Annotated in this window: 25 protein-coding genes; 23 read left to right on the top strand and 2 right to left on the bottom strand. The window is 54.2% G+C overall.

Annotated features, from left to right (window positions below; translation table 11 throughout):
* From glmS to glgA, 15 genes are all read left to right on the top strand, one after another.
* The gene (glmS, locus tag HZB34_00780; GenBank protein ID MBI5314486.1) at nt 1–1,830 is read left to right on the top strand and encodes a glutamine--fructose-6-phosphate transaminase (isomerizing); all 1,830 of its coding nucleotides are present in this window, start codon (nt 1–3) and stop codon (nt 1,828–1,830) included.
* 194 nt (nt 1,831–2,024) lie between these two features.
* Complete coding sequence (gene gatC / locus HZB34_00775) at nt 2,025–2,327, top strand: Asp-tRNA(Asn)/Glu-tRNA(Gln) amidotransferase subunit GatC (GenBank protein MBI5314485.1); 303 nt, start codon at nt 2,025–2,027, stop codon at nt 2,325–2,327.
* Nucleotides 2,328–2,338: 11 nt separating this feature from the next.
* Nucleotides 2,339–2,704, top strand: coding sequence for an aspartate 1-decarboxylase (locus HZB34_00770; protein MBI5314484.1), 366 nt, complete (start codon nt 2,339–2,341; stop codon nt 2,702–2,704).
* Complete coding sequence (gene gatA, locus HZB34_00765) at nt 2,704–4,170, top strand: Asp-tRNA(Asn)/Glu-tRNA(Gln) amidotransferase subunit GatA (protein MBI5314483.1); 1,467 nt, start codon at nt 2,704–2,706, stop codon at nt 4,168–4,170. Before HZB34_00770 ends, gatA begins: the two co-directional genes overlap by 1 nt.
* Before the next feature lie 64 nt (nt 4,171–4,234).
* The gene (locus HZB34_00760; protein MBI5314482.1) at nt 4,235–4,642 is read left to right on the top strand and encodes a DUF948 domain-containing protein; all 408 of its coding nucleotides are present in this window, start codon (nt 4,235–4,237) and stop codon (nt 4,640–4,642) included.
* A complete protein-coding gene (locus HZB34_00755; GenBank protein MBI5314481.1) occupies nt 4,632–4,955 on the top strand; it encodes a YtxH domain-containing protein in 324 nt (107 codons plus the stop codon). The genes HZB34_00760 and HZB34_00755 overlap by 11 nt, the downstream gene beginning before the upstream one ends.
* Nucleotides 4,956–4,958: 3 nt before the next feature.
* Nucleotides 4,959–6,446, top strand: coding sequence for an Asp-tRNA(Asn)/Glu-tRNA(Gln) amidotransferase subunit GatB (gene gatB, locus HZB34_00750; protein MBI5314480.1), 1,488 nt, complete (start codon nt 4,959–4,961; stop codon nt 6,444–6,446).
* Nucleotides 6,447–6,614: 168 nt separating this feature from the next.
* Nucleotides 6,615–7,901, top strand: coding sequence for a phosphopyruvate hydratase (eno, locus tag HZB34_00745; protein MBI5314479.1), 1,287 nt, complete (start codon nt 6,615–6,617; stop codon nt 7,899–7,901).
* A 16-nt stretch (nt 7,902–7,917) separates the two neighbouring features.
* Entirely contained in the window at nt 7,918–8,247 is a 330-nt protein-coding gene (locus tag HZB34_00740) for a septum formation initiator family protein (protein ID MBI5314478.1), read from the top strand.
* A gap of 25 nt (nt 8,248–8,272) precedes the next feature.
* Nucleotides 8,273–9,157, top strand: a complete 885-nt coding sequence (era, locus tag HZB34_00735; GenBank protein ID MBI5314477.1) for a GTPase Era — start codon at nt 8,273–8,275, stop codon at nt 9,155–9,157.
* A 208-nt stretch (nt 9,158–9,365) separates the two neighbouring features.
* Nucleotides 9,366–10,703: a magnesium transporter gene (gene mgtE / locus HZB34_00730; protein ID MBI5314476.1), complete on the top strand. Its 1,338-nt coding sequence runs from the start codon at nt 9,366–9,368 to the stop codon at nt 10,701–10,703.
* A 293-nt stretch (nt 10,704–10,996) separates the two neighbouring features.
* Nucleotides 10,997–11,755 (top strand): DNA repair protein RecO, encoded by a 759-nt coding sequence (gene recO / locus HZB34_00725; protein ID MBI5314475.1) that lies wholly within the window; start codon nt 10,997–10,999, stop codon nt 11,753–11,755.
* A 192-nt stretch (nt 11,756–11,947) separates the two neighbouring features.
* Nucleotides 11,948–12,304: a DUF971 domain-containing protein gene (locus HZB34_00720; GenBank protein MBI5314474.1), complete on the top strand. Its 357-nt coding sequence runs from the start codon at nt 11,948–11,950 to the stop codon at nt 12,302–12,304.
* Nucleotides 12,301–12,825 carry a hypothetical protein gene (locus tag HZB34_00715; protein MBI5314473.1) on the top strand — a complete coding sequence of 175 codons (525 nt, stop codon included), beginning with the start codon at nt 12,301–12,303 and terminating at the stop codon, nt 12,823–12,825. Before HZB34_00720 ends, HZB34_00715 begins: the two co-directional genes overlap by 4 nt.
* A gap of 277 nt (nt 12,826–13,102) precedes the next feature.
* On the top strand, nt 13,103–14,602 hold the full coding sequence (glgA, locus tag HZB34_00710) for a glycogen synthase GlgA (GenBank protein ID MBI5314472.1): 1,500 nt from the start codon (nt 13,103–13,105) through the stop codon (nt 14,600–14,602).
* Between the two features lie 90 nt (nt 14,603–14,692).
* Here glgA and HZB34_00705 read toward each other — a convergent pair whose 3' ends face one another.
* Together HZB34_00705 and HZB34_00700 are read right to left on the bottom strand one after the other, a co-directional pair.
* Nucleotides 14,693–15,181: a hypothetical protein gene (locus HZB34_00705; GenBank protein MBI5314471.1), complete on the bottom strand. Its 489-nt coding sequence runs from the start codon at nt 15,179–15,181 to the stop codon at nt 14,693–14,695.
* Nucleotides 15,182–15,383: 202 nt separating this feature from the next.
* Nucleotides 15,384–15,992, bottom strand: a complete 609-nt coding sequence (locus HZB34_00700; protein MBI5314470.1) for a response regulator transcription factor — start codon at nt 15,990–15,992, stop codon at nt 15,384–15,386.
* A gap of 355 nt (nt 15,993–16,347) precedes the next feature.
* Between HZB34_00700 and HZB34_00695 the strand changes: the two genes are divergently transcribed.
* From HZB34_00695 to HZB34_00660, 8 genes are all read left to right on the top strand, one after another.
* On the top strand, nt 16,348–16,695 hold the full coding sequence (locus HZB34_00695) for a PilZ domain-containing protein (GenBank protein MBI5314469.1): 348 nt from the start codon (nt 16,348–16,350) through the stop codon (nt 16,693–16,695).
* A gap of 1,054 nt (nt 16,696–17,749) precedes the next feature.
* Complete coding sequence (locus HZB34_00690; GenBank protein ID MBI5314468.1) at nt 17,750–18,376, top strand: polysaccharide biosynthesis/export family protein; 627 nt, start codon at nt 17,750–17,752, stop codon at nt 18,374–18,376.
* Nucleotides 18,377–18,455: 79 nt separating this feature from the next.
* Nucleotides 18,456–19,055 (top strand): polysaccharide biosynthesis/export family protein, encoded by a 600-nt coding sequence (locus HZB34_00685; GenBank protein ID MBI5314467.1) that lies wholly within the window; start codon nt 18,456–18,458, stop codon nt 19,053–19,055.
* A gap of 238 nt (nt 19,056–19,293) precedes the next feature.
* Complete coding sequence (locus tag HZB34_00680; protein MBI5314466.1) at nt 19,294–21,684, top strand: AAA family ATPase; 2,391 nt, start codon at nt 19,294–19,296, stop codon at nt 21,682–21,684.
* Nucleotides 21,685–21,820: 136 nt separating this feature from the next.
* A complete protein-coding gene (locus HZB34_00675) occupies nt 21,821–22,801 on the top strand; it encodes a TIGR03013 family PEP-CTERM/XrtA system glycosyltransferase (protein ID MBI5314465.1) in 981 nt (326 codons plus the stop codon).
* Nucleotides 22,802–22,815: 14 nt separating this feature from the next.
* Nucleotides 22,816–23,733, top strand: a complete 918-nt coding sequence (locus HZB34_00670) for a DUF3473 domain-containing protein (protein MBI5314464.1) — start codon at nt 22,816–22,818, stop codon at nt 23,731–23,733.
* A 39-nt stretch (nt 23,734–23,772) separates the two neighbouring features.
* Nucleotides 23,773–24,267 (top strand): hypothetical protein, encoded by a 495-nt coding sequence (locus tag HZB34_00665; protein ID MBI5314463.1) that lies wholly within the window; start codon nt 23,773–23,775, stop codon nt 24,265–24,267.
* A gap of 183 nt (nt 24,268–24,450) precedes the next feature.
* Nucleotides 24,451–25,068: hypothetical protein (locus HZB34_00660; GenBank protein ID MBI5314462.1), on the top strand; the 618-nt coding region annotated here is incomplete at its 3' end.

The raw sequence follows: 25,068 nt of genomic DNA, 5'->3' as shown, positions 1-25,068 counted from the left end.
ATGTGTGGGATTGTCGGATATGTGGGTAATCAGGAGGCGGTGCCGATTCTCATCGAGGGTCTTGCCAAGTTGGAATATCGGGGCTACGACTCCTCCGGCGTCGCGGTGTCGCAAGGCGGGAAGATAGAGGTCCGGCGCGCGGTCGGTAAACTCTCCAATCTTCAGAAGTCACTCAAAGAGAAAGCGATCAACGGCACCGTGGGAATCGGTCATACGCGCTGGGCGACGCACGGGAAGCCCTCGGAGCAAAATGCCCACCCGCACCGTTCGAAAGGCTGCGTGCTTGTGCACAATGGCATCATCGAAAATTACCAGCCGTTGAAACAGCAATTGGAGAAAGAGGGGTATAAGTTTCATTCGGAAACGGACACGGAAGTCGTGGCGCATCTGATCGATCGATATCTCGAGCAAGGCATGAAGTTGGCCGAAGCGGTACGAGCTGCCACCAAGGACGTGCGCGGAAGTTATGCGCTTGCCGTCATTTCTGAGCGGGAGCCGGGAATGATGATCGCAACTCGCGCAGGATGCCCGCTCGTTGTAGGAACGGCCGCAAAGGCCTGTTTCGTTGCATCCGATGTGATGGCGATGCTCGCTCATACCCGTGACGTGACCTATCTCGAAGAGGGCGATGTGGCGGTTGTGACCTCGACAGACATCCGTTTCATCGATATCGAGGGACAGCCTGTCAAACGGAAATTGACGAAGATTACCTGGGATGCCTCCGCAGCGGAAAAGAGCGGGTTTCCACACTTCATGCTGAAGGAGATCCATGAACAGCCACAAACGATCCTCGACACGATGCGCGGGCGCTATTCCTACGATACCGGCGAGGCCGATTTGCCCGATATTGGATTGACGCCCAAGCAGTTTGCCGCAGTCGGCCGCATCTGGATCGTGGCTTGCGGTACCTCGTGGCATGCGGGGCTGGTAGGAAGGTATTTGCTGGAGGAGATGGTCCGTACGCCGGTGCAGGTCGACATCGGCAGCGAATTCCGCTACCGCGATCCGCTGGTCGGTAAAGACGATCTTTTCATCACAATTTCGCAGTCCGGCGAGACGGCGGACACGCTGGCTGCCGCGCGTGAAGCGAAGGAGAAAGGGGCCCGTGTCGTCTCGATCGTGAACGTGGTGGGCAGCACGCTGGCCCGCGAGTCGGACGGTGTCCTCTACACTCATTGTGGGCCTGAAATCGGTGTCGCCTCGACCAAGGCGTTTACGGCGCAACTGACTGCGCTCTACATGCTGGCCTTGCATTTGGGCCGTGTACGCGGAACCCTGTCCATTGCCGACGGCAAAGCCTGGCTCGATCGGCTGGTCCGACTTCCGGTGTTGGTCAAGCGGGTGCTCGGTCGCGAAGCGGAGATTGTCGCGATTGCCAAACGGTATCATAAGAAACGCAACTTCTTGTTCCTTGGTCGCGGCATCAATTTTCCGATCGCGCTCGAAGGGGCGTTGAAGCTGAAAGAAGTATCCTACATCCATGCGGAAGGCTACGCAGCGGGAGAGATGAAGCACGGTCCGATCGCGCTCATCGATAAGGACATGCCGGTAGTCGTGTTGGCGCCGAAGGACCGGTTGTACGAAAAGACCGTGAGCAATCTAATGGAAGTGAAGGCCAGACATGCGCCGGTGATTGCACTTGTGGCGGAAGGCGAGCGCGAGTTAGGAAAGTTCGCCGACTCAGTGTTCACGATTCCCGATACCCATCCGTTGCTCTCACCGATTTTGTTTACGATTCCATTGCAGCTCTTGGCCTACCATATTGCCTTGCTGTGTGGTGCGGATGTGGATCAGCCACGGAATCTAGCAAAAAGCGTCACGGTAGAATGAGTCGGATGTTGAAAATGGCTTCCAGCGGCGTTCTCGGTCGTCCGTCTCCCTGCGACGTACCCCCCGGTGACAGAGCTGTCTTGGCAGCTCGGGGTGGGCGGGTGGGAAAGGAATACGACTCAGTCGCCGGACTTCCTGCGGCCTTGCTGGAAGACCATTTTGAACATCCTTAAAGAGGGGAAGGGAAGAACAGAGTGGAAATTACGCAGCAAGAAGTCGAGAAGGTGGCAAACTTGGCCAGGCTTGCCTTGACGGATGGTGAGAAGGCTGCGTTTGCGAAACAGTTGAGCCAGATCCTCACGCATGTGGAAACCTTGAAACAGTACGATACCAGAGGCGTAGAGCCGACAGCGACCATGCCGGGGCACACGAATGTGTTTCGTCCGGATGATGTACGGCCATCCCTGTCGGTCGAGTCTGCCGTGGCCAATGCACCGGAGTCGGTCGACGGATTTTTTGTTGTGCCAAAAATTATCGAAGATCGGCAACCCCTTTAAACGAGGTCTGAATGTTCAGGCAAATGTTGCGGTCGAAAATTCATCGGGCCACGGTCACCGAGTCCTGTCTCGATTACGAAGGCAGCCTGACGATCGACGAGGATCTGATGGATGCAGCGGGAATTTTGCCCTATGAAGCAATCATCTGTTCAAACCTGAATAATGGCGAGCGTTTTATGACCTATGCCGTGGCGGGAAAACGCGGCGCTGGTGAGATCATCCTCAATGGGCCGACGGCAAGGAAAGGCGCCGTGCGCGATCAGATTATCATCTTCTGTTACGAGTATTACGCGGAAGAGGAAATCAAACGGCATGCGCCCAAGATCGTCCGGGTCAACGAGAAAAACCGGATTGTGGCAGGGAAGACGAAGCACTGATGTCGATTCACACACTTTCACTTTTCGATCTCCATGAAAAGTTCACCGCCGGCGCAGTCACGGCGGCGGAGATCGTTCGCGACTATGGATTGCGGATCGGTCAGGTGGAGTCCAAAGTGAAAGCCTACATCACCCTGGCCAAGGATGCGGCGTTGGCGCAAGCAGGCGCGCTTGATGCTTCCTTAAAAGGGTGGCGCAAGACATTGCCGATGATGGGTATGCCGCTGGCGATCAAAGACAACATCTGCACCGAGGGGGTGCTCACGACCTGCGCATCCCGGATCCTTGGAAACTTTGTCCCACCCTACGATGCGACCGTGATCGCCAAATTGCGTGCGCAGGGGTATCTGCTCCTCGGAAAGACTAACCTGGATGAATTTGCGATGGGTTCCTCAACCGAGAATTCCGCCGTGGGGCCCAGCCGCAATCCCTGGAATGTGCAATGTGTGCCCGGTGGATCCAGCGGAGGATCTGCAGCGGCTGTGGCGGCTGACGAATGTGCCGCGGCGCTCGGGTCCGATACCGGCGGGTCGATCCGTCAGCCTGCGGCGTTTTGTGGAGTGGTGGGTCTCAAGCCGACCTATGGGCGGGTTTCCCGGTATGGGTTGATCGCCTTTGCCTCCTCGCTCGATCAAATCGGACCGATTACAAAAGATGTGAGGGACGCCGCGTTCCTCCTCGGGGCCATTGCCGGCCATGACCCCTTGGATTCCACATCGGCCGATGTGCCGGTGCCGGATTATCTGAAGGCGCTCAAGAGGAAAGATCTCAAGAAGCTGAAGGTCGGTGTGCCGGTCGAGTTTTTTGCGGAGGGGTTGGATTCGGAAGTGGAAGAGGTCGTGCGGGCGGCGATTCAGCAGCTCAAAAAACTTGGTGGGGAGATTCAGGAGATCCAGTTACCACGGACGGACGCGGCAGTGGCGACCTACTATGTGATTGCCACGGCCGAGGCCAGTTCGAATCTCGCCCGATATGACGGTGTCAAGTTCGGGCTTCGCGCCAAAGAGACCAAGGATCTGCTTGAGTTGTATATGAAGACAAGACAGGAAGGCTTCGGGCCGGAAGTGAAGCGCAGGATCATGCTGGGGACCTACGTGCTGAGTGCGGGCTACTACGACGCGTACTATGGCAAGGCGCAGGCGGTGAGAACATTGATTCGTCAGGATTTCGAGGAAGCGTTTCAGAATGTCGATCTTATTGTGACGCCTGTAACGCCCACGCCCGCGTTCAGGTTTGGAGCGAAGGCCGACGACCCATTGCAAATGTATCTGTCTGACATTTTCACCATCTCGGCGAATCTTGCCGGTGTCCCTGCGATCTCGTTGCCCTGCGGATTCAGCCGAGCAGGGCTTCCCATCGGATTTCAGCTGATCGGCCGTCCCTTCGAAGAGGAGACGCTCTTGCGAGCGGCTTATGCGTACGAACAAAGTACGCAATGGCGAGCGAAGAAACCAGCAGTGCGGTAAAACGTGAGGCGTGAAGCGTTAGATATCCCCTCACGCCTGACGTCTATCGCATAACGGAGGAAGTATGACAATCATTGAAATGGCTGTGATTCTTGTGGCTGTTGCGTTTGCGGTATTGGTGGGCTATTTCGTGCCCATGTTGATTCAAGTCCGTAAGACTGTCGCAGAGTCCGAACAGCTTCTCGCCAAAATGAACACCGACCTGCCGCCGCTGATCGGTGAGCTCCGGGCGATGAGTCACCGTGTGAACGATCTGACGGAGCAAGCCCGTATGGGGGTCGAGCATGCTGCTGTTCTCTTACATGCAGTCGGAGAGGTTGGGGAATCGGTGCAACAAGTTCATAATGTCGTGAAGGGCTCGAGTGGATCGATGTTGACCAATATGGCGAGTGTCGTAGCAGGAGTTAAAGCGGCAACCCACGTTATGAAGGAACGATTTCGTGAAGAAGGAGGGCATCACAATGGCGGATGATCGAGGTTCCTCATCGGCAGGAGTTTTGTTGGCATTCTTGAGTGGTGCCGCACTCGGTGCGGTGGCGGCATTGCTGCTGGCTCCACAGGCCGGGCGTGAGTCACGCGAGCAGTTGCGTGGCTATGCCCGTCGCGCAGAGGGTAATCTTCGCGACTTGGCCGTTCGGGCAGGTGAAACGTTCGAAGAGGTTGTGGGGGAAGGAAAAGAATATGTGGACTCGAAAAAATCGGTCCTGCGTGAAGCGTTCGACGTCGGTCGTGAGGCGATGCGGCATGAGCGTGATCGGTTGCGTGGAGAAGAAGAACACGGCTGACCGATGATATACGAAGTCGTCATCGGCGTGGAGGTGCATGCGCAGCTGCGGACGAAATCCAAGCTGTTCTGCGGCTGCGGGACAATGTTCGGACTTTCGGCCAATAGCCAGACCTGCCCCTTGTGTTTGGGGCTTCCCGGCTCGTTGCCTGTGATCAACCGGGCTGCGGTCGAGATGGCGGTGCGAGCCGGCTTGGCATTGAATTGCACGATCGCGACGAACAATCTCTTTGCACGCAAGAACTACTTCTATCCAGATCTTCCCAAAGGCTATCAGATTTCGCAGTACGAGGCGCCGATCTGCGAGCATGGCTGGATCGAAATTGCGGGAAGTGAAGGTAAAAAACGCGTCCGTATCCGTCGTGCCCATTTGGAAGAAGATGCGGGAAAGAATGTCCACGTAGCAGGTGCGAACGGAAGCCGTGTCGATTTGAATCGCGCCGGAACACCGTTGCTGGAAATTGTAACTGAGCCGGATTTGCGTTCGGCTGATGAAGTCGTGGCCTATTTGAAGGGCCTCCGTGATGTGCTCATGTATCTCGAGGTATGCGACGGCAACATGGAGGAAGGGAGTTTCCGCTGTGAACCGAATCTTTCGCTCCGTCCGTTGGGCCAGAAGGAGTTTGGGACAAAGGTCGAGCTCAAGAACATCAATTCATTCAAGTTCGTGAAGGATGCCGTCGAGTACGAGATCAAGCGCCAGACGAAGGTATTGAGCGAGGGAGGTAAAATCAGTCAGGAGACCCGGCTCTGGAATTTCGATCGCGGCGAGACAGCAGTGATGCGGTCCAAGGAAGAGGCGCATGACTATCGCTACTTCCCCGATCCTGATCTGGTGCCGCTTCAGTTGGAGAAAGAGTGGATCGAAAGAATTCGTACTTTCATACCGGAGCTGCCGGCTGTACGCCGCACTCGGCTTGTAAATCAGTATGGACTCACAGAGTATGATGCTGGCGTGATGACTGCTGATAAAGACGTTGCCGATTTGTTTGAACAGACAGTTGCTAAACAGGCAGAGTCGGTCGGTGTATCTGGGGAAGTCTTAGGCAAGGAAACAGGAAATTGGATTATGGTGGAAGTCTTGGCATTGCTAAAGAAGACCGAAGCAGATGAGTATCAGTCGGAGGGAAAGACCCCTTTAGCCATTGCGGGAAGTCCGCTATCTCCAGATAAGTTAGCCGAGCTCTTGCTTATGAAACGAAACGGGGAGATCAGTGGACCAATCGCAAAATCAGTACTTGAGGAGATGTTCCACTCGGGTCAGCGACCCACTGAAATCGTTAAAGCAAAGGGGCTCATGCAGGTGTCCGATGAAGTGGTGTTGGTGGAGATGATCGACGAGATGTTGGCAAAGAATCCGATGCAAGTGGCGCAGTTTAAAGAAGGGAAACAGCAGGTGCTGGGATTCCTCGTCGGGCAGGTCATGAAGGCTTCTGGAGGTAAAGCAAATCCTGGGAAAGTGAATGATTTATTGAAGAAGAGACTGGGATGAGGATGGGTGGAGTAAGGAGTTGACTGTAATCTTGCAGGCTGCTCAAAAAGGCAGCCAACGAGGCCGCAGGGGAGAGAAAACCGGAGGCGTACCCTCTGGGGTACGGTGAGGATTTTGTCGACCCGAGAACGAAGTTGGGAGCCTTTTTCAGCAGCCTGAGGGGGGAGCATGAGCGCGATTCGCGAGATCAAAGGGCGGCAGATTTTGGATTCGCGGGGGAATCCAACGATTGAGGCGGAGGTCGCGCTAGAAAGTGGAGCGCGTGGAAGGGCGGCGGTGCCGTCCGGGGCATCAACCGGCGAAAAAGAAGCAATTGAATTGCGTGATGGCGACAAGAAGCGGTGGATGGGAAAGGGCGTTTCGAAGGCGGTTGCCAACATCGGCAAGCTGATTGCCCCGGAGTTGTTGGGGAAGGACGCGTTCGACCAGGTTGGTATCGACGAGACAATGATCGGTCTGGATGGCACGAAAACGAAGGGGAAACTCGGCGCCAACGCCATTCTCGGTGTGTCGCTCGCCGTGGCAAAGGCGGCAGCGGCGGAAACAGGCCAGCCGCTCTACCGATATCTTGGCGGAGCGAATGCGCGAGTGCTGCCGGTGCCCCTCATGAACATCATCAATGGCGGGGCCCATGCCGACAATCGTTTGGACTTGCAAGAGTTCATGATCATGCCGGTTGGAGCGACAGGTTTCGGCGAGGCGCTCAGGATGGCGACGGAGGTGTTTCATACACTTAAGTCGTTGTTGAAGAAAAAAGGGTTGAACACGGCGGTGGGTGATGAAGGAGGGTTTGCACCGGACCTCCAATCGAATGAAGAGGCACTCAGCCTGATTATGCAGGCGATCGAAGAGACCGGATATAAACCGGGGCGTGATATTGCCCTTGCATTGGACTGTGCGGCCAGCGAACTCTATGAGAAGGGCCGGTACTTCCTTGAAGCCGAAAAGAATCCGGAACGTTCCTCTGAAGAGATGATCAGTTATTACGGAAAGCTTCTAGACCGATACCCGATCCTTTCGGTCGAAGATGGGCTGAGCGAGTTGGACTGGAAGGGTTGGAAGATGATGACGGAGAAGTTGGGGAAACGGGTACAATTGGTCGGAGACGATGTGTTTGTGACGAACGTGGAGATCTTTGCCAAGGGGATCAAGGAAGGGATCGCAAATTCCATCCTGATCAAGCTCAATCAGATTGGCACGTTGACGGAAACGCTGGAGGCGATTGAATTGGCGAAACGATCCGGCTATACGGCAATTATTTCACATCGATCCGGCGAAACGGAAGATACGACGATTGCGGACGTGGCGGTCGCGACGAATAGCGGGCTCATCAAGACCGGATCGCTGTCCCGAACGGATCGCGTAGCCAAGTATAACCAGCTTCTCCGGATCGAGGAAGAGCTGGGTCGAAATGCAGTCTATCGGGGCCATGAGGCTGTGCCCGGGCGATGTTGATGGTGAGTGAGCGGCAATGATCATCAAGCGGAATCGTGGACGGCAGTGGCTGGACTGGCGGCGTCGCATGGTGACGGGCGCCCATTATGTCGGGGTTGCCATGTGTCTGCTGTTGCTCGTGGTGTTGATCTTTGGCGACATGGGTCTACCGGGCTACCTCTCCATGCGTGAGCACGCACAACGGTTGGACGCAGATATTCAGGAGTTGCAGCGGGCGACCCGTACACTTCGAGGGGACATTGATCGTCTGGAACATGACCCCTCGAAAATCGAGCAGTTGGCGCGTGAACAGCTCGGGTACGTGCGTAAAGGTGAAACTGTGTATCAATTGATCCCATCGCCATGACAGGAGCGGCGCAGCCGGTAGCATGATGAAGTTCGGGACAGTAGCGATTATCGGGCGGCCCAACGTCGGCAAGTCGACATTGCTCAATCAGTTGCTCGATCAAAAAATTGCGATCGTTTCAGACAAGCCGCAAACGACAAGGACGAGAATTCTCGGGATCATGCATGCGCCTGGCGCACAGATCGCCTTGCTTGATACCCCGGGATTGCATAAGCCCCAACACCTGCTCAATCGTCGCATGGTCCGCACCACGGTCGATGTGCTGGAGGAGGCAGACATCCTGTTCGTGTTGATGGACTCGACGAGTTCCCCCGGTCCTGGTGATCTATTGGTCGTCGACCATCTGAAGGGGGCAGTAAGGAAGCGTCCTCGCCCCGTGATTCTGGTGCTAAACAAGGTGGATCTGGTTAATAAGCTCAAGTTGCTTCCGGTGATGGAAGCCTATGCCAGATTATTCGAGTGGACAGACGTGGTGCCGGTATCGGCTGAAACGGGCGATAATGTCGATCGTTTGATGTCGGTCACGGTGGCCCATCTTTTGGAAGGAGATGCGGCCTATGATACGGACACAGTCACAGATCAATCCATGCGGACCTTGGCGGCGGAGATGATTCGAGAGAAGATTTTACGCCAGACCTATGAGGAAGTGCCCTATTCGGTTGCCGTAGAGATTGACGAATTTGTCGAGGAGGGGAAGCTTGCTCGCATCGGTGCGACGGTACTGGTCGAGCGGGAATCTCAAAAAGCGATCCTGATCGGGAAGCACGGAGAGAGGCTTAAGGCGGTCGGGACCGATGCACGACGCGACATGGAGCAGATCTTTGACATGAAGGTGTTTCTCCAGTTGTGGGTGAAAGTGAGAGAAGCGTGGCGAGAAGATGAACATGCCCTCACGGAGCTGGGATATTAGATAGTCGTGAAGGTGATAACGTCATCGTGTCCAGATCCAAGACTTGATGACATTTGGCATTCAGACTTTTAGACCGGATGTGACGATGCAACCGACCGAACGCGTAACAGAATCCAATCCGGCGGAACCTGGTCCTCGCCCTGGGGATAAAGATCTCCTCCGCGACACGCTACGTGATCAGGCTGATCGGGGCAGGACCAAGTCCGACATCGTGCTGTTGTCGGTGCAACGGCTGTTGCACCGGGGTGCAATCACCAATCTCGCGAAGATGCTGGGCCGAATGCATCAGGCCGATATTGCGCAAGTCATTACGCATCTCTCTTCCCCCAAAGAAAAGAGGGAAGTCTTCGAACTGGTGCGAGGTGAATCGAAGCGCGGCCAAGTGCTGAGCGAGCTTGACAGCGACAGTATCAATCAAGTGCTGGCGGATCTACTGCATTCGGATATCGCCTGGCTGATCAAAGACCTCGGCCCTGACGATGTGGCCTATCTCCTCGGGGTGTTGCCGGAAGAACGGGCCAAAGAAATCCTCTCGCTGATGCGGAAGGAGGACTCCACGGAAGTTGCCGACCTGCTGAAGTATCCGAAGGGTACGGCAGGCGGCATCATGACGACAGAGTTCTTTGCGCTTTCGGAAGATGCAACGGCGCAGGATGCCATCCAACGTCTCCAGCTGGCGACCGATACGGAAATGGTGTTCTATATTTATGTGATCGACAAGGATGAGCGCTTGGTCGGGGTGCTCTCACTGCGGCGGTTACTGACGGTCCCTCCTTCGACGCCGCTGAAAAACTTCGTGACGCGCGATATTATCAGTGTGACTGTCGACATGGACCAAGAAGAAGTCGCCCGTCAGGTAGCGAGTTACAACTTGCTCGCGATTCCGGTCCTCGACAACGACAACAGATTGGTCGGTATTATTACGGTTGACGATGTTGTAGACGTGATCCGGGAAGAAGCGACCGAAGACATGCTCAAGATGGCCGGTGCGATTGAGGAGGGGACGGCCTCAAAATCTTCCAGTGTGGCGTCGGCGAAGCACCGGCTTCCGTGGCTCTTTACGAATCTGGTCGGCAGTCTGCTCTCTGGTGCAATCCTGTGGGAGTTTCGGTATACGATTCAGGAAGTCGTGGCCATCGTGACTTTTATTCCGGTCATCGCCGCCATGGGGGGAAACGTGGGCCTCCAGTCCTCGACCCTTATCATCCGAGGATTGGCGACAGGGCTGATTGAACTGACGGATGTGCGCGCTGTCTTTTTGAGGGAAATCAAGATAGGGCTACTGATGGGGCTTGCCTGCGGTGTGATTCTCACTGTCGTCGGTTGGATATGGCATCAAGAGTTCCTTGGCATGGTCGTTGGGGTATCGCTGATTTTGGCATTCATGGTTTCGACCAGTATGGCGACATTCATGCCTATCTTTCTGAAGCGCATGGGGGTGGATCCTGCCGTAGCGGCCGGCCCCTTTGTGACAACGGCGAATGACATTACGGGTATTACCATCTATCTCTCTCTGGCCACAGTATTCATGGGATACCTTCGCTAGCAGGATGCTGAAAAAGTCCGCCAGCGTTATGGGAAGGTTAAGGCTGAGACTAAGGTTGAGCAAACAAGAACCTGCTCGACACTTGACCTTAACCTCGACCTAAACCTTCTCTATTCGCGCGGCCTTGCTGGACGAACTTTTTGAGCATCCTGCTGACCGTCAAGCGCTATCACCATACGTATTATCACAGCTGTGTGTCACACAAAAACTGAGTTGTTCAGGAAACTGATAATGGGAAAGACTGCGCAACCTGGCGGCCATGCCTATCTTCTGTCTCGACAGGGGTATTTCCCATGCCGCTGATCAAGACTGCGGCCATCACGCTGAAAAGTCGGAAGTGGGGCGATGCCGATCGTATCGTGACCTTCTATACCAAGGAGCGGGGAAAGGTTCGGGGTGTGGCGCGTGGAGCTCGTCGGATGAAGAGCCGTCTCGGCGCATCACTCGAACCCCTTACCGTCTGCCATCTGAACCTGTTCGAAAAATCTGGGGATTCACTCTATAGAATTTCTCAAGTCGATCTCGTGGAACCGTTCATGAGTTTCCGCGAAGACTTGACGCGGATGACCGCTGCCGCACGGATGGTCAATGTGGTGGGCGCGGTGACGCCAGACGGGGATCCAGACCAGCAGCTCTTCGAGACGCTTGAACAGGGATTGCACGCATTAGTCATGAGCCAGGACCCGGCATTGACGGCCCTCTTGTTTCAGATTCGACTGCTGGGCCTTATCGGGTTTCGCCCTCAGACCGATCACTGCACCGCCTGTGGTCAGAGTCGGTTGGTGGGAGAGCCGCAGTTCTCACCTCTGTCAGGAGGCCTGGTCTGTGTCGCCTGCGCCGCGCGCCAGGCGTTCCGCTGTGTGCCGCTCTCGCGAGGGAGCTTGGCATTTCTTCAGCAGGCGTTGCGGCTTTCGCCTGCTGTGATCGATCGTCTGAAAGCCGCCGGGCAGGTTCGGCACGAGGTGGAGAATGCGATTGAAGGGTATGTGACGGTAGTGGCAGGCAGACAACTCCCTCCTGTGAATTTTCTCTCGATTCCGTCACGCGGATGAGGCGTTTGTCAGTAGGAAAGTCACTACGCAGGTAGATAGACTGAAGGCTGTTTAGGCTGAAGGCTAGGGGCACAGGCCGAAGGGGTTCAGGCTGAAGTGTTCGGAAATCCGATCTTAAGTCTTCTGCCTTTGGCCTAAAAGCCTTCAGCCTGAATCCCTGATCAGTGACGTCGTAAGAAGGAATGCGTGAACATGGCCGAGACGGTGTGTGAGCCGAGAGACATGACCTGGATTGAGAAGGGGGTGTTGGGTATCGAATGGAATGATGGGCACAAGGCCGTCTATCCTGTCCGGTATCTCCGTCAGCAATGTCCCTGCGCAGCTTGCGTAGATGAGTGGTCTGGCGCTCGACGATTGCAACCGAATGATGTGCCGCTCTTAATCATGCTGCAGGATGTGCAGCCGGTCGGGCGGTATGCATTGCAATTTACCTGGAGCGATGGTCACGACACAGGGATATACTCCTATGCCCTTCTTCGGCGGCTTTGTCAGTGTGATAGCTGTCAGCCTGTGAAGCCTGTTGAACCAAGGAGTCGGCGTCTATTGTGATGAACTTCCCCGGCATCGTTGGGCCGACCTGTTATGGTGGACAGTGGCCCGGGCGTTTTGGTTTTGTGTGGCGCTCTGGATGGGCCTGGGTGTTCATCGTAATGGCGCTTGGGTCGGTTCTCAATTGCAGCGGGATGCCAGCATTGGAAGTACAAGAGGAGCATGTGCGAAACAACCAGTTGCTGCTCCATCAGTTGACTCCCCGCGCATTTGTGGGGGCTTGGGGGGAGCCGACATATCAACATACCGAATTTATGCAGTTCTTCGGCATGAAAGACGACTCGCTGATTCCACGATCAAGATTGGCAAGCGGAGAACCGCCTCGAGGGTGGGAGGTTCGTATCGAGGCCGGCGATGCGTTGTTTCTGGCTTATCCGGACCATGGGTGGCTGGTGGTATTTTTTGAGGAGCGGCTTGTTTATAGCGAGGCGCTAACCTCGGCCGAACTCCATGCGTTAGGACGAAGTTGGAAGCACGAAGAGAAATTTCGCACCAGGTTCGAAGCCCCTGCTGCTCAATGATGGGATGCGTTTTCTAGGAGTTTGCCGATATTGATTTCTCTACTGCAGCGAACGATCCTCGGTTATCCGCATAGCGTTCTGCCCCCCGTGAAGCGTATTTCGTTACTCGCGTACGACTTGCGTGAAAAGCGGGACCGGTCAGAAGTCTATATTTTTGAGTCGCGCTTTTCCCGCGTGTCTAGCTTGCTTCGCTCACAATTCACGACCGACGAGATACAAACAACGAACCAGAGCGTCTCGTTCCGGCCGACAATGTGGACAGACTTTTAGGTCTTCCTTGACACAGCAGCCCCTGAATCTACTCATGGTTGCCTCAGAAGCGGTGCCCTATGCGAAGACGGGCGGGCTTGCCGATGTCGCCGGCGCCTTGCCTCTTGAGTTGGCGAAGCTTGGCCATGATGTCATTCTCCTCCTGCCGCACTATCGTTGTCTGAACGAATCTGGAAGATCTTTTCGTCCCATCTGTTGGTTGCGGGTCCCGACACCTCAAGGGCCTGTCGATACGTTGGTTGAAGAAGATATCCTTCCAGCCGGCGAAGGTGATCGTCAGTTGAGAGTGTGGACGATTCGGAACGAAGGCTTTTTCGACCGCCCGGGGCTGTATCAACATCAGGGTCTGGACTATCCTGACAATCTGAACCGGTTTTCATTCTTCTGCCGGGCGACGATTGAGGTGATGGCATATCTCCATACCGCTTGCAGGTGGAAGACCCATCTCCTCCATCTGCATGATTGGCAAACAGCTCTCTGCGCGGTCTATCTCAATACAATCGTGCGGGACCGGCAGGATGTCGCTGCTCCTGAGGTGCGCTCCGTGCTGACATTGCATAATGTGGGGTATCAAGGCCTTTTCCCTGGAGAGCAGTTCGAACGCACTGGTCTGCCCCCCTCGCTTTTTAATCCTGGAGCCATTGAGTACTATGGGATGGTGAATTTACTTAAGGGTGGAATTGTGTTTGCTGATTATATCACGACGGTCAGCCCCACCTATGCGCGAGAAATTCTGACGCCAGAATTCGGTTTTGGACTGGAGGGTGTGCTGCGCAATCGTGAGGATCAACTCCTGGGAATTCTCAATGGTATTGATGCCGATCGATGGAATCCGGAGACCGATTCCTATCTGCCGGCCAAATATTCGGTAATGGATCGTTCTGGGAAACTGCTGTGCAAACGATCGCTTCAGCAGGAGTTTCAGCTGCCAGAGACAACGGCTCCGGTTCTTGGCATGATTGCACGGTTGACGTCGCAAAAGGGTTTAGATCTTGTGGCAACTATTATTCCACAACTCATGGCAATGGATCTGCAGTTGGTGATCTTGGGAACTGGCGAGCCGGACCTCGAAGCCAGGTTTAAGGAACTTCAGGCTCGCTATCCCCATCGCATGGGACTTCGAATCGGCTTCGATGAAGGGCTCGCGCATCGTATTGAAGGCGGAGCAGATATCTTTGTCATGCCGTCTCGGTATGAGCCCTGTGGTCTTAGCCAGCTCTACAGCCTCCGCTATGGCACCGTTCCCGTTGTGAGAAAAATCGGTGGATTGGCTGACACAGTTGTGCCGCTGACTAGAGACGCTCAGCAGGTAGGACGGGCGACGGGGTTTCATATTGAAGAAGACGGGGCCGACGCTTTGCTGGCCGTCTTGCGCAGTGCTGTGTTGATATATCGAGATCGATCGATGTGGGATCAATTGATCGAAGCAGGGATGGCTGAGGATGTATCGTGGGCTCGTTCGGCGAAAGATTATGACAGACTATTCTTGTCATTAGTGAGGGGATGACAGCCACAGCGCTTGTCACGGCTTACGAACGGCCCCATCGGCGAAGCTTGATCCTGACGCGGTGAGGGACTTATGTGGGACTAGTCAGAGCTAACGGAGATTGAGTGTAACCTCTATAGCGCTTGGCTCGAGTTCGGAAAGTAAGGATTTTGCCTGGAGGCTGTAGTAGGAATACTCAGATTGAGGTTGATAGCTGAGGATTGGCCGGAGAAGGTCTTTGGCAACGTCGAGTTTCCCTGCTTCTACGGCAGCGAAGCCTGCCCGTAGGGAACAGGCAGCAGCCATGGCTTTCACATCAACTGCGAATCTGGCAGCTGGAGTGGATACAAGCTCTTCAAGCTTGTTTGGCAGGGGGAGAATAAAGCCTTCCTCGGTGAGCGAATGGTTAGCCGCCTTAGTCAGGGTCAACGCATTCTCTCTTAGTTGGGCGAAATCGCTGGTGGCTTGGCAATGAGAATAGATATTCCACAGGCTCATGAAGCTTCCGTTGTCAATTGAGGCTGCCTGTACCGGTTGTTCTAGCTGAAACCCAGCCAGGGAAACCAGAACACTTACCACAACTACGCGCAGGGTCTTCATATGGCCTCTGTCCTCAATTTGTCTTACATCAGTTCAGAATCACAACCATCAATGCATCTGTACTGAACCAACAGTGCAATCGACAGGCCAGAGCATCGCTATATAAGTCATTGATTTGCAATGAGTTATATAGCGACTCGGAATGAGCCGCTGTGTTGTATTTCGCGCACTATGGTATTTGCGACACAGGTATTGATGCAGATTACGAATTGAAGACGTGAACGAGGATTCCTGTCCTGGTCGTAGAGTTGGTTTTCCGCATGATGTGTTTAATGTGTTCTTTGACAGTCTGTTCAGTAATCTCAAGAGCGTTTGCGATCTCTTTGTTCGTCCATCCCTTGGCCAGATGTTCAATAACGGATTGTTCGCGATTCGTTAACTGAAACTTTTCCCTGGCTTGGTCGGTATTCAGTTGTTGTCGTCTGGCTAACTCTTCCAATGTGACGACGAGTCTTGCATGCTGAACCCCGCCTCGATCCGGTAAGCCAAACCCCCGCAGCAGGATTGGTTTTTCAGGATTTCCAGCCACACGCTTGATCTCGAATTGTTCCCAGTCTTTTGCTTCGGTGCGCACATGGAGGGCTTTGATGATTTCTCCGCAGAGTTCTGTCAATGCGGTCGGCAGGACTCCATGTCCGGACTTCCGGTTCGATTGAGTTTGTTCAGCCGCGTTGATGAGTTTTGACAATTCTGAAGCCTGACGGTTCATATGGAGGAGTTGCATGGAAGCTGAAAGGACAATAATACCTGAACCCACGCGCTGATCGGCGAGATTGTCTGTTGGATCTACAAGGGGCGACGAATCATTCATGGTTGGAGGAATACTTTCGCAGTCGTTAATGGAACAATGCTAAATGATCCGCCGTGTTCTGAATGCATCACGCTCAAAGAAGAAATGAAACTTCAGAGTGGAAATACTATCTAACCCTTTTAGGGGAGTCAACCATTTTAGGGAGAATCAACACCCACACTTAGGAGGAGCAAAGCCTACGTCCTCGGTATTGTCTCTACTTCTCACCCAACCTATAGTGTGAAACACAATCAGGGGAAGGCGCTGACTATTTTGGTTCAGTCTTCCATGCCATGGCATGGTACTCAGATAGAAAATCTTGAGCCGACCTAACAAAGTGAGCGGAGATATTTTTATGGAACAGAGGAGGCGCGACGTGGGACAGACAGAGTGGGAGTGGCCGATTGTAGATTCTCAGAAAAGTCACAGCGAGCGGGCGGCTCTCATCAGAGAGATACGGTACGAGATGACAGGGCCACCCAGAGCCTTGCCCATGTCGACCCAAAGTGGGCAGGCACTCTCACTGAACATCAGCAGCGGAGGGATGTTGCTCTTGATGGACCAGTCCCCGGAGGTTACGCAGGTATTAAAGGTTTATGTGCCTACCCCAATTTTGCTGGCTGGTACGCCGACCCTCGCTGAAGTGCGCTGGACGAAAAGGTTGCCGTTGGGCAAGCCCGGTGGGGTTGGGATGCACTTTGTTGGATTGAGGTTCATGTTTTAAGGCAGGAGCCGACAACAAGGCTATTTGTCATGCTCGTGAAAATCCCGGCCATTTCTTGAAGGTCAAGGCGCCACGCTCGCAAAGTTGGAAGGGGAACACCATGATCGATGCCATGTTGTACGTAGGAGTCTCGATGGTGTTGTTCATCGGGCTCTGGGCGATGAGCATAGGGATGGTTGCATCGTAGTGATTCGTGGATAAGCCCGCGAGGGCACTGCAACCAACGTAGTCAGCAAGGTTGTGGAGGATTTGAGCGGCTCGTCTTGTTCGGTTGTGATTGACCCCAGAATACGCGACATACCGGCTCAACCCCTCTCAGCACGTGACACCATACCCGGCTAAGGTTTGAGTGCAATACCTCCTCATGCGCGCTTCCTTCTGCAGCGCAAGGTCCCTCAATAATAGTTAGGGCAGACATTACCCCTCCAGCGATGCTGCCTGTGAGCCGGCTTGCCAAAGAGTGCCTTCCATCCTGCCTTAGCCTGTCCCCTGCTGCAGGCCACTCTGCACAGAGGCGTCTTTGGTTACGGGAAACGCGGAAGCCTCTGCGCGTAATTCATTGTTCAGAGTTCAACGGACTTCGGGTCTCCTGATTCATTTTAAAGATCGCGACGTCTAATGAGCATCAAGACGCGCTGTTCTTAAAATGAAAGGAGATGTCCGGCGCCTAGTGGAGAGTCCTACTTTGTAGGGGGTAGCCCCCCCAGAAGGGGAAGCCATAGAGTGTTCATACGCTCAAGACGCACGCGCAGAACTTGCGGGCACCTATCCGGCCTGGATTTGAGGTGACTCTGAAAATGTTAGCCGCGATGGGGGGCGCGCTTGCTCTAGATGACGGACTCTAGCGGATGTGATGGCACCGAGTCGGATGAAGGAGACTCCCGGCAACTTCTGAGGGGGATACCCCTCGGAGAGGGAATATTCTTCATGACCGCCCCACGCTATATATGGACTGCGGAACGGAATGGCGATGCAGGTATCTTGGCAAAACGGAAGATGTGAACTGAATCACAAGGCGGTGCTCATGATTATCGGGATGCGTGCTCTTTCAATAATGGGTCTGGCAGCCGTGCTGGCTACGCCGGCGTTGGGGCAATCGACAGCACCTGTCGTAAATCCGACCCGTGATTCCTCACACGAGAAGTCGTCGCTGATCGTGACGACAGACTACATCATTGGACCGGAAGACGTGCTGGACATCACCGTGTGGAAAAACTTGGATCTTTCTAAGACGGTGCAAGTGCGCCCCGATGGAAAAATTTCTTTGCCATTGATCGGGGACGTGGCCGCGGTCAGCCGAACCAGCGCGCAATTGACCGAGGAAATTTCTACTCGGTTGAAGTCATACATGGAAAATCCTACGGTATCTATTGTAGTGAAAGAGGTGAATAGCTATGCCATTTTTGTGTTGGGTGAAGTGGCTAAGCCTGGTCGCTATCCGTTGAAGAGTAAGACGACCTTGCTTCAGGCCATCACGCTGGCGAGCGGGCTTACCCCTGTGGCGTCCAGGAACAAGATCGTCATTTTCCGTTTTGCCAAGGATGGGGAACCGTTGATGAAAATCAAGGCAAGTTATGACGACATTGTCTTGCGGGATGGAACTGGTCAGAACATTGAACTGAAGCCTGGCGATACGATCGTCGTGCCGTCTGAATCGATGGTGGTTATCCCAGGCCAGTAGTGGCGCTCTAGTACATGTTCAGCTGAACCAGTCGGGGATAGGAAATAGCTGACAGGGTCTCTTGAGAAGGAGGAATCTGATGCGTTTCGTTACAAGTTGCTTCCTCGTTGTGCTACTAGCCTGCGGCGCGGCCGGCTGCGTAGAAGAGCAGGTGAATTACAAAGTCGATATGGTTGCGCCCAGTGAGTTTCTCTTGGGCCCGGAAGACGTGCTGGTCGTGACGGTCTGGAAAAACCAGGATCTTTCTCGAGAAGTGGCGATTCGTCCAGATGGCATGATCTCGATGCCGTTGATCGGCGATGTGCCCGCTGCGAATCTGACGGCTAATAGCCTCGCGAAGCGCATTGCCGATCGATTAACAGAGTACATGGCATCTCCCATTGTGTCCGTCCAGCTGAAAGAAGTGAATAGCTATTTCATCTATGTATTGGGGGAGGTGCCGAAGCCTGGCAAGTATTCTCTGAAGTCATATGCCAACGTCATGCAAGGTATTTCGCTGGGCGGCGGGTTTACGCCCTTTGCCAAGAAAAACCAGATTAAGGTCCTGCGTGCGACGTCAGAGGGGGCCAGCGTGAAACATCAGATCGAGATTCCGGTTCACTATGACGATATCGTGAAGGGTCATGCCGCTGTCGGCAATTTTTATCTCAGGTCAGGCGATGTCATCGTGGTGCCGTAGGTGGCCGACAGGGCGGGACATCTCCTTCTGGCAGGGATAGTCCTGGCAAGTTCGCTCGGGGTGGTGGCCGTCAGCGAGGCGCAGAGGATCGGGGGCGCGGGGGGCGGCATGGGAGGCCCGACCTGTAGTTATTCGCATACTAATCAGTCGTTCGGGGGGTAGGAGTTCCTGATCGAACGCCATCTGGTCCAGCTGAGCCTGGCCCAGGCCTCTTAGTTCACCAGCATAGGGATTACCCATGACGATTCAAACGATCACTCCAGAAGATCTCCTTAGAGTGTCATTCAAGCGAAAGTGGTGGATCCTCGCCAGCATGGTTTTGTGCGTGGCGTTGGGATATGTGGCGTGGAAATTCTTTCCGAAGACTTTCAAGTCGACTGTCGTCATGACGATTGATAACCCGAGGATTGCGAAAGAGTACGTCAAGGGGTTATCGCAAGGACCAGAGGGACGGTACAACGAGGACCCAACGGGTGTGGTTATGCAGCAGATCGCAATGGGACTTACGAACAAGTCCATTCTCGTGCCGGTTCTTGAGACGCTGAAGCCGTACCCCGATGCAGAGACAGTATCTCCTGACCAGCTGATGAAAAGACTTCGCAAGGCTGTGACATTTGGCAAGCCGAAAGACGGTGTGGGGGTGGCGGTATCGTACGTCAATCCAGACCCCTTCATGGCTCAAGCGGTGGCGGCTCTATTGGCTACCAAGCTGCATGAGGACAGCCTGAAGCGCCGTGAGGGCATCGTGGAAACCACCACGCAATTTCTCTCCATTGAGCTTGAACGGGTAAAAGGAGAGCTTGACGCCAAAGAACGTGCGATCTCGGATTTCAAAAGAATTCATATGGGAGAACTGCCGCAGCAGATGGAGGCCAATCTGCGCACCATCGACCGATTACAGACTGACCTCACAAATTCATCTGAAGCATTAAATAAGAAGGAAGAGCAGCTTGCCGGGCTAGAAAAGTCGATCAAGGAAGCATCTGATCTTGGCCCGGCTGTAATCGTTCCATTTGCTCGGGAAGGACGGGGGGGAGATGCCAGGCCGATTGATTTACAGGCCATACGACTTCGGGAACTGAAACAAAAGTTGAACGAACTTCTTGGCACATACAAGGACAACTATCCGGACGCGGTGTATCTGAAGGAAGAGATCCGTAGGTTGGAGTCAGCGCCACATGGTGATGTGAGTCAGCCTACTGTGGCTGAGCCGGCCGCAGGGAAAGTCGGGGGCAATGGCGGGGTCGCCCACAGGCCAACCGATCCGTATGTGCGAGAGCTGATGAAAGAGCGTAGCGAAGTGAAAAGCGAAATAAGTTTTCTGAAGGAAAAGCATGCCCATGTTAGTCGGCAGATCAACGAGCTTGAGGCGCGTATCCAGCGCATGCCCATTACGGAACAGGGGTTAGCCGTGCTGCTCAGAGACTATGAGAATATGCAAAAAGGCTATCAATCTCTTCTGGATAAGCGCACGAATGCCAGAATTTTAGAGAACTATGAGAATCGGCAGTTCGGTGAACAGTATCGGATCATCGAGCCTGCCAACTACCCAGAGGTGCAAGAACCGCCGACGCTATTGCATTTTCTACTTGGTGGCCTTGCGGTGGGCTGTCTTCTCGGGTTCGGCTCGGCCACTGGAATGGAAATGATGAAAATCGGGTTCCGCCGACCTGAGGAAGCTGAAGATTACCTCGGCCTTCCCGTGATCGCCTCTATTCCTTCCTTTTCGAGTGCGATGAGTGGAATCGGCATGGTGCAGTCACGTGCATTGCTGGCCGGTCCCGTCATGCCCATAGGTGCCGTCGGCGATGCCCCATCCTACCTTGGGCTTCCAAAGCGTGGCGCCAGATTCACCTACAGCAAGAGGGGGTCTCTGAATTCCGGCGGTGGCCTACCGCCGAAATTCCATTTGATCGCGAAGTGGGGGCCCGCCTCGTTGATGGTTGAGCAGTACCGAGTGGCGGCCACACGATTAATTCTCATGACCACTGAAACCAAAAATGTGGTGACGCTTGTCACCAGCAGTGTGATGGGCGAAGGCAAGACCACGACGGCAGTCAATCTCGCCTATATTCTTGCCCATGATCTCGGCAAGTCCACGTTGCTGATCGATTGCGATTTTAAACGCCCGATGGTGCACGAGTATATGGAGTTTTCTGCAGGGCCTGGCTTGGGCGATGTGCTTCATGGGAGTGAGATTCTTGAGAACTGTATCCGTCAGTGTGACGGTGTGCCGCTCTGGGTCTTGTCATCGGGATCTCCCACGGTCCGGCCCGTAGGCCTATCGGGCATTCAGTACGTGAAGAAAATATTGCCGGAGCTCAAGACACGCTACGACTATGTGATTTTGGACGGGCCTCCGGTGATGCCATTGGCGGACGTGAACATCCTCAGCGGCATGGCGGACATGATGACATTCGTAGTTCGCGCCAGCGGAACAAGTCAGGATGTTGCCAAGAAGGCATTGGGGACGATTGGTGAGATTCCTGGTGCCGCAGCCATCATCTTGACGCAGGTGGAAATGGAGTATGCGCCGTATTTCACCTACGCAGCAGCTTACATAAGTGAAGGCAGTCAAATGCGTCCGCAGCAATCGTCGTCGAATACCCATGCCGGGGGCATCGCATAAGGGACGAGCGCAGCGACGTCTGATCCGGCCAGGCTTCGGTGATCGGCTGGATCAGTTGACGTACGTCGGCACAGGGCTACGGGAGTCACAAGCAGGTGACTCATCGCAATATGAACGGAGAAAGTGATCGACTGTTATGTACGGTTTAACGAAGCAGCTCCTTATCCTTGGGACAGGGCCGTCGGCTGTCGGACTATGCCGCATCATTATGTCGGACCTGCGGCTGGTTAAGGTCGTCGGATTTCTGGACGGGAAATCAGAGCGAATAGGGGAACGGCTTGTGAATCCCGGCATTATCGGGACATATGATCAATTGGCTCAATTAGTCGAAAAGCATCACGTGGATACCATCGTGGTTTGCATGGAGGATCGCCGTTCTGTACTGCCGGTCCAGGCGCTTCTCGATTGTAAGGTCATGGGATTGGACGTTCTCGACGGCCATCACCTTTTCGAAGAGGCAGCCGGGCGTATCTCGGTCGACTCGCTTCATCCGAGCGCACTCATTTTCTCGGAGGGATTTCGCCGCCGCCTCATATCACGGATAAGCAAGAGGTTCCTTGATCTGGTGATATCAGCCGTGGGGTTAGTGGTGTTGATCCCTCTTTTCATCCTCGTCGCCGCGCTCATTCGAGTCGACACACCGGGTCCTATATTTTATCGCCAAACGCGAGTGGGGCTCCGCGGGCAACCGTACCTGATCTGGAAGTTTCGGTCGATGCATCTGGACGCGGAAAAGCATGGACCTCGATGCGCTGAAATGAATGACCCCAGGATCTCCCGGGTCGGTCGGTGGCTCAGGAAAGCGCGGATTGACGAGTTGCCTCAGCTTGTCAATGTGCTGAAGGGCGAGATGAGTCTCGTGGGGCCAAGACCCGAACGGCCGGTGTTTGTCGAGACATTACGCACGCAGATCCCGTACTACGACATTCGACATACGGTACGACCCGGCATCACCGGGTGGGCACAGGTGAAGTTTCGATATGGAGCATCGCAAGAAGATTCTCATATGAAACTGCAATACGATCTATTTTATGTAAAAAATTTGTCATTCCACTTTGATCTGACGATCTTGATTCGCACGATTCGGGTGATCCTGCTCGGAGAGGGGGCACGGTGATCTGTTCAGGAGAGATAGCTCAGGGGAAACCGAGGCATGTTCTGTCGTTTGACATCGAGGAACATTTTCAAGTTGCGGCGTTCTGGTCGGTTGCGAGAAGGCGCGAATGGGATCACCTGGCGAGCCGGGTCGAGCGCAATACCAGGAAAATCGCCGATCTGTTGTCGGAGCATTCGACGAAGGCCACCTTTTTTGTTCTTGGGTGGGTTGCAGAACGCCATCCGGGCTTGGTGAAAGATTTGGCGCAGCACGGTCATGAGATTGGGTCGCATGGTTATGGCCACGAACTTGTGCACACACAGGCTCCTGCTCAATTTCGTGAAGATATCAGGCGGTCAAAGCAGATCTTGGAAGATCTCATTGGCAGGCAGGTTATGGGATACCGTGCGCCGAGTTTCTCAATTACTTCTCGAACGAAATGGGCTCTGTCCGTACTGGTCGAGGAAGGGTACCGTTATGATTCCAGCATCTACAACCGGTTCCGAGGGACGCAGGAGCGTAGCATGGCAGGCGCTGGTGCATATCAGATTGAGACTGAGGCCGGCACGATATGGGAGGTGTCTCCATCAACCATGAACGCCTGCGGTCTTCAGTTGCCTGTCGCGGGTGGCGGATATTTTCGCCTCTTCCCCTATGCAGCATCGAAAATGTTTCTGAGGAGTCTTGAGAGACAGGGAGCTCAGCTTGTCATGTATCTCCACCCTTGGGAGCTCGATCCCCAACAGCCTCGTATGGATGGACCAGTGCTCTCCAAGATTCGTCACTACATGAATCTTGGCAAAACGGAACAACGATTGAGGTTGTTACTGCATGATTTTGACTTCGCTCCGATTCATGACGTCGTTGATCCTATTCGGGATATTTGTACAAGACCGGAAGCGCAGTCGGAGGAAATTGTAGCAAAACGAGAACCGGTGTTCTTGCCAGTGTGAATGTGTGGAAGCAACGAAGATTTCAAAAAAAGGAGAGTTATGAAGTCCTGGTACGCCGTGCACACAAAAACGCAATGTGAAGCCTTTGCGCGCGCAAGCCTAGATAGCCATGGAGTGGAGGTATTTCTTCCAATGCTAAGGGAGCGGAAGTTGCTTAACGGCAAGTACCGTCTCACGACATCGCCGTTGTTTCCAAGATATCTCTTTGCGAAGTTCGACGCGTCGAACCAATTGCGGGCGGTCACCTATGCTCGAGGGGTAAGAAATATCGTCACATTCGGCGGGGGACCTTCGATGGTTGATGAGTCGATCATTGATGCTATTCGGAATCAGCTCACAGATGGGGTCGCTGAACTCCCTCACGATAGATTTTCGCCTGGGCAGGTAGTGCGAATACTCAATGGGCCATTGTGTGGCTTGGAAGCCGTCTTTGAAAAGAAATTGGACGGGACCAGCAGGGCGGTCTTGCTTCTGAAGGCCATTTCCTTCCAGGCCCGGGTGATTCTTGAATCTCAGTGCGTCGCAAACATGTAAAGGTTTTGGCGATGTGTGCGTCGGTTTGTTAGAGGGCATTTCTGGATAAGCGGAGTTTCGATCCCGGGTGTCGTAGTGCCCAATGATAGTGGTACCCGTTCGGAAATGTGCCTCGGAATATGAGTTGAGTTTCCGCGTTTGACGCCGGGATGGCGGCAGCTTGTAAGGAAAGAGGTAACCCCGATGTATATACTTGGCATTTCTGCTTTCTACCATGATAGCGCTGCGTGCTTGGTGCGGGACGGCGAGATCGTTGCCGCAGCCCAAGAAGAGAGATTTACGAGAAAGAAGCACGACCCGGGGTTTCCACGTCGAGCCGTTGAGTATTGTTTGGGCCAGGCCGGCATCGGCATCAAAGACCTGAAATACGTCGTGTTCTATGACAAGCCGCTCATCAAATTTGAACGATTGCTGGAAACCTATGTCGGGTTCGCGCCCAAAGGGGTTCAGTCGTTCCTGGCCGCGATGCCGGTATGGTTAAAGGAAAAGCTCTTTCTGCGTAACTTGCTGAAAAAGGAAGTGCTGGCCTGTTCGAACGGCTTGGAAAAGTCAGCACTGCCGGAGTTTCTCTTCGGTGAACATCACGAGTCCCACGCGGCCTCAGCCTTCTATCCTTCCCCGTATGAACGGGCAGGGGTCCTGTGCATGGACGGAGTTGGCGAGTGGGCGACCACCTCGGCGTGGCTGGGGGAAGGACATACACTGACCCCGCTGTGGGACATTCCATTTCCTCACTCGATTGGCCTCCTGTATTCGGCCTTCACCTATTACACGGGCTTCAAAGTCAACTCCGGTGAATAC

This window comes from Nitrospirota bacterium, from assembly GCA_016219645.1.
GTDB lineage: Bacteria > Nitrospirota > Nitrospiria > Nitrospirales > Nitrospiraceae > Palsa-1315.
Note: the sequence above shows the minus strand (reverse complement) of the source record. Positions and strands in the feature narration are given on the sequence as shown.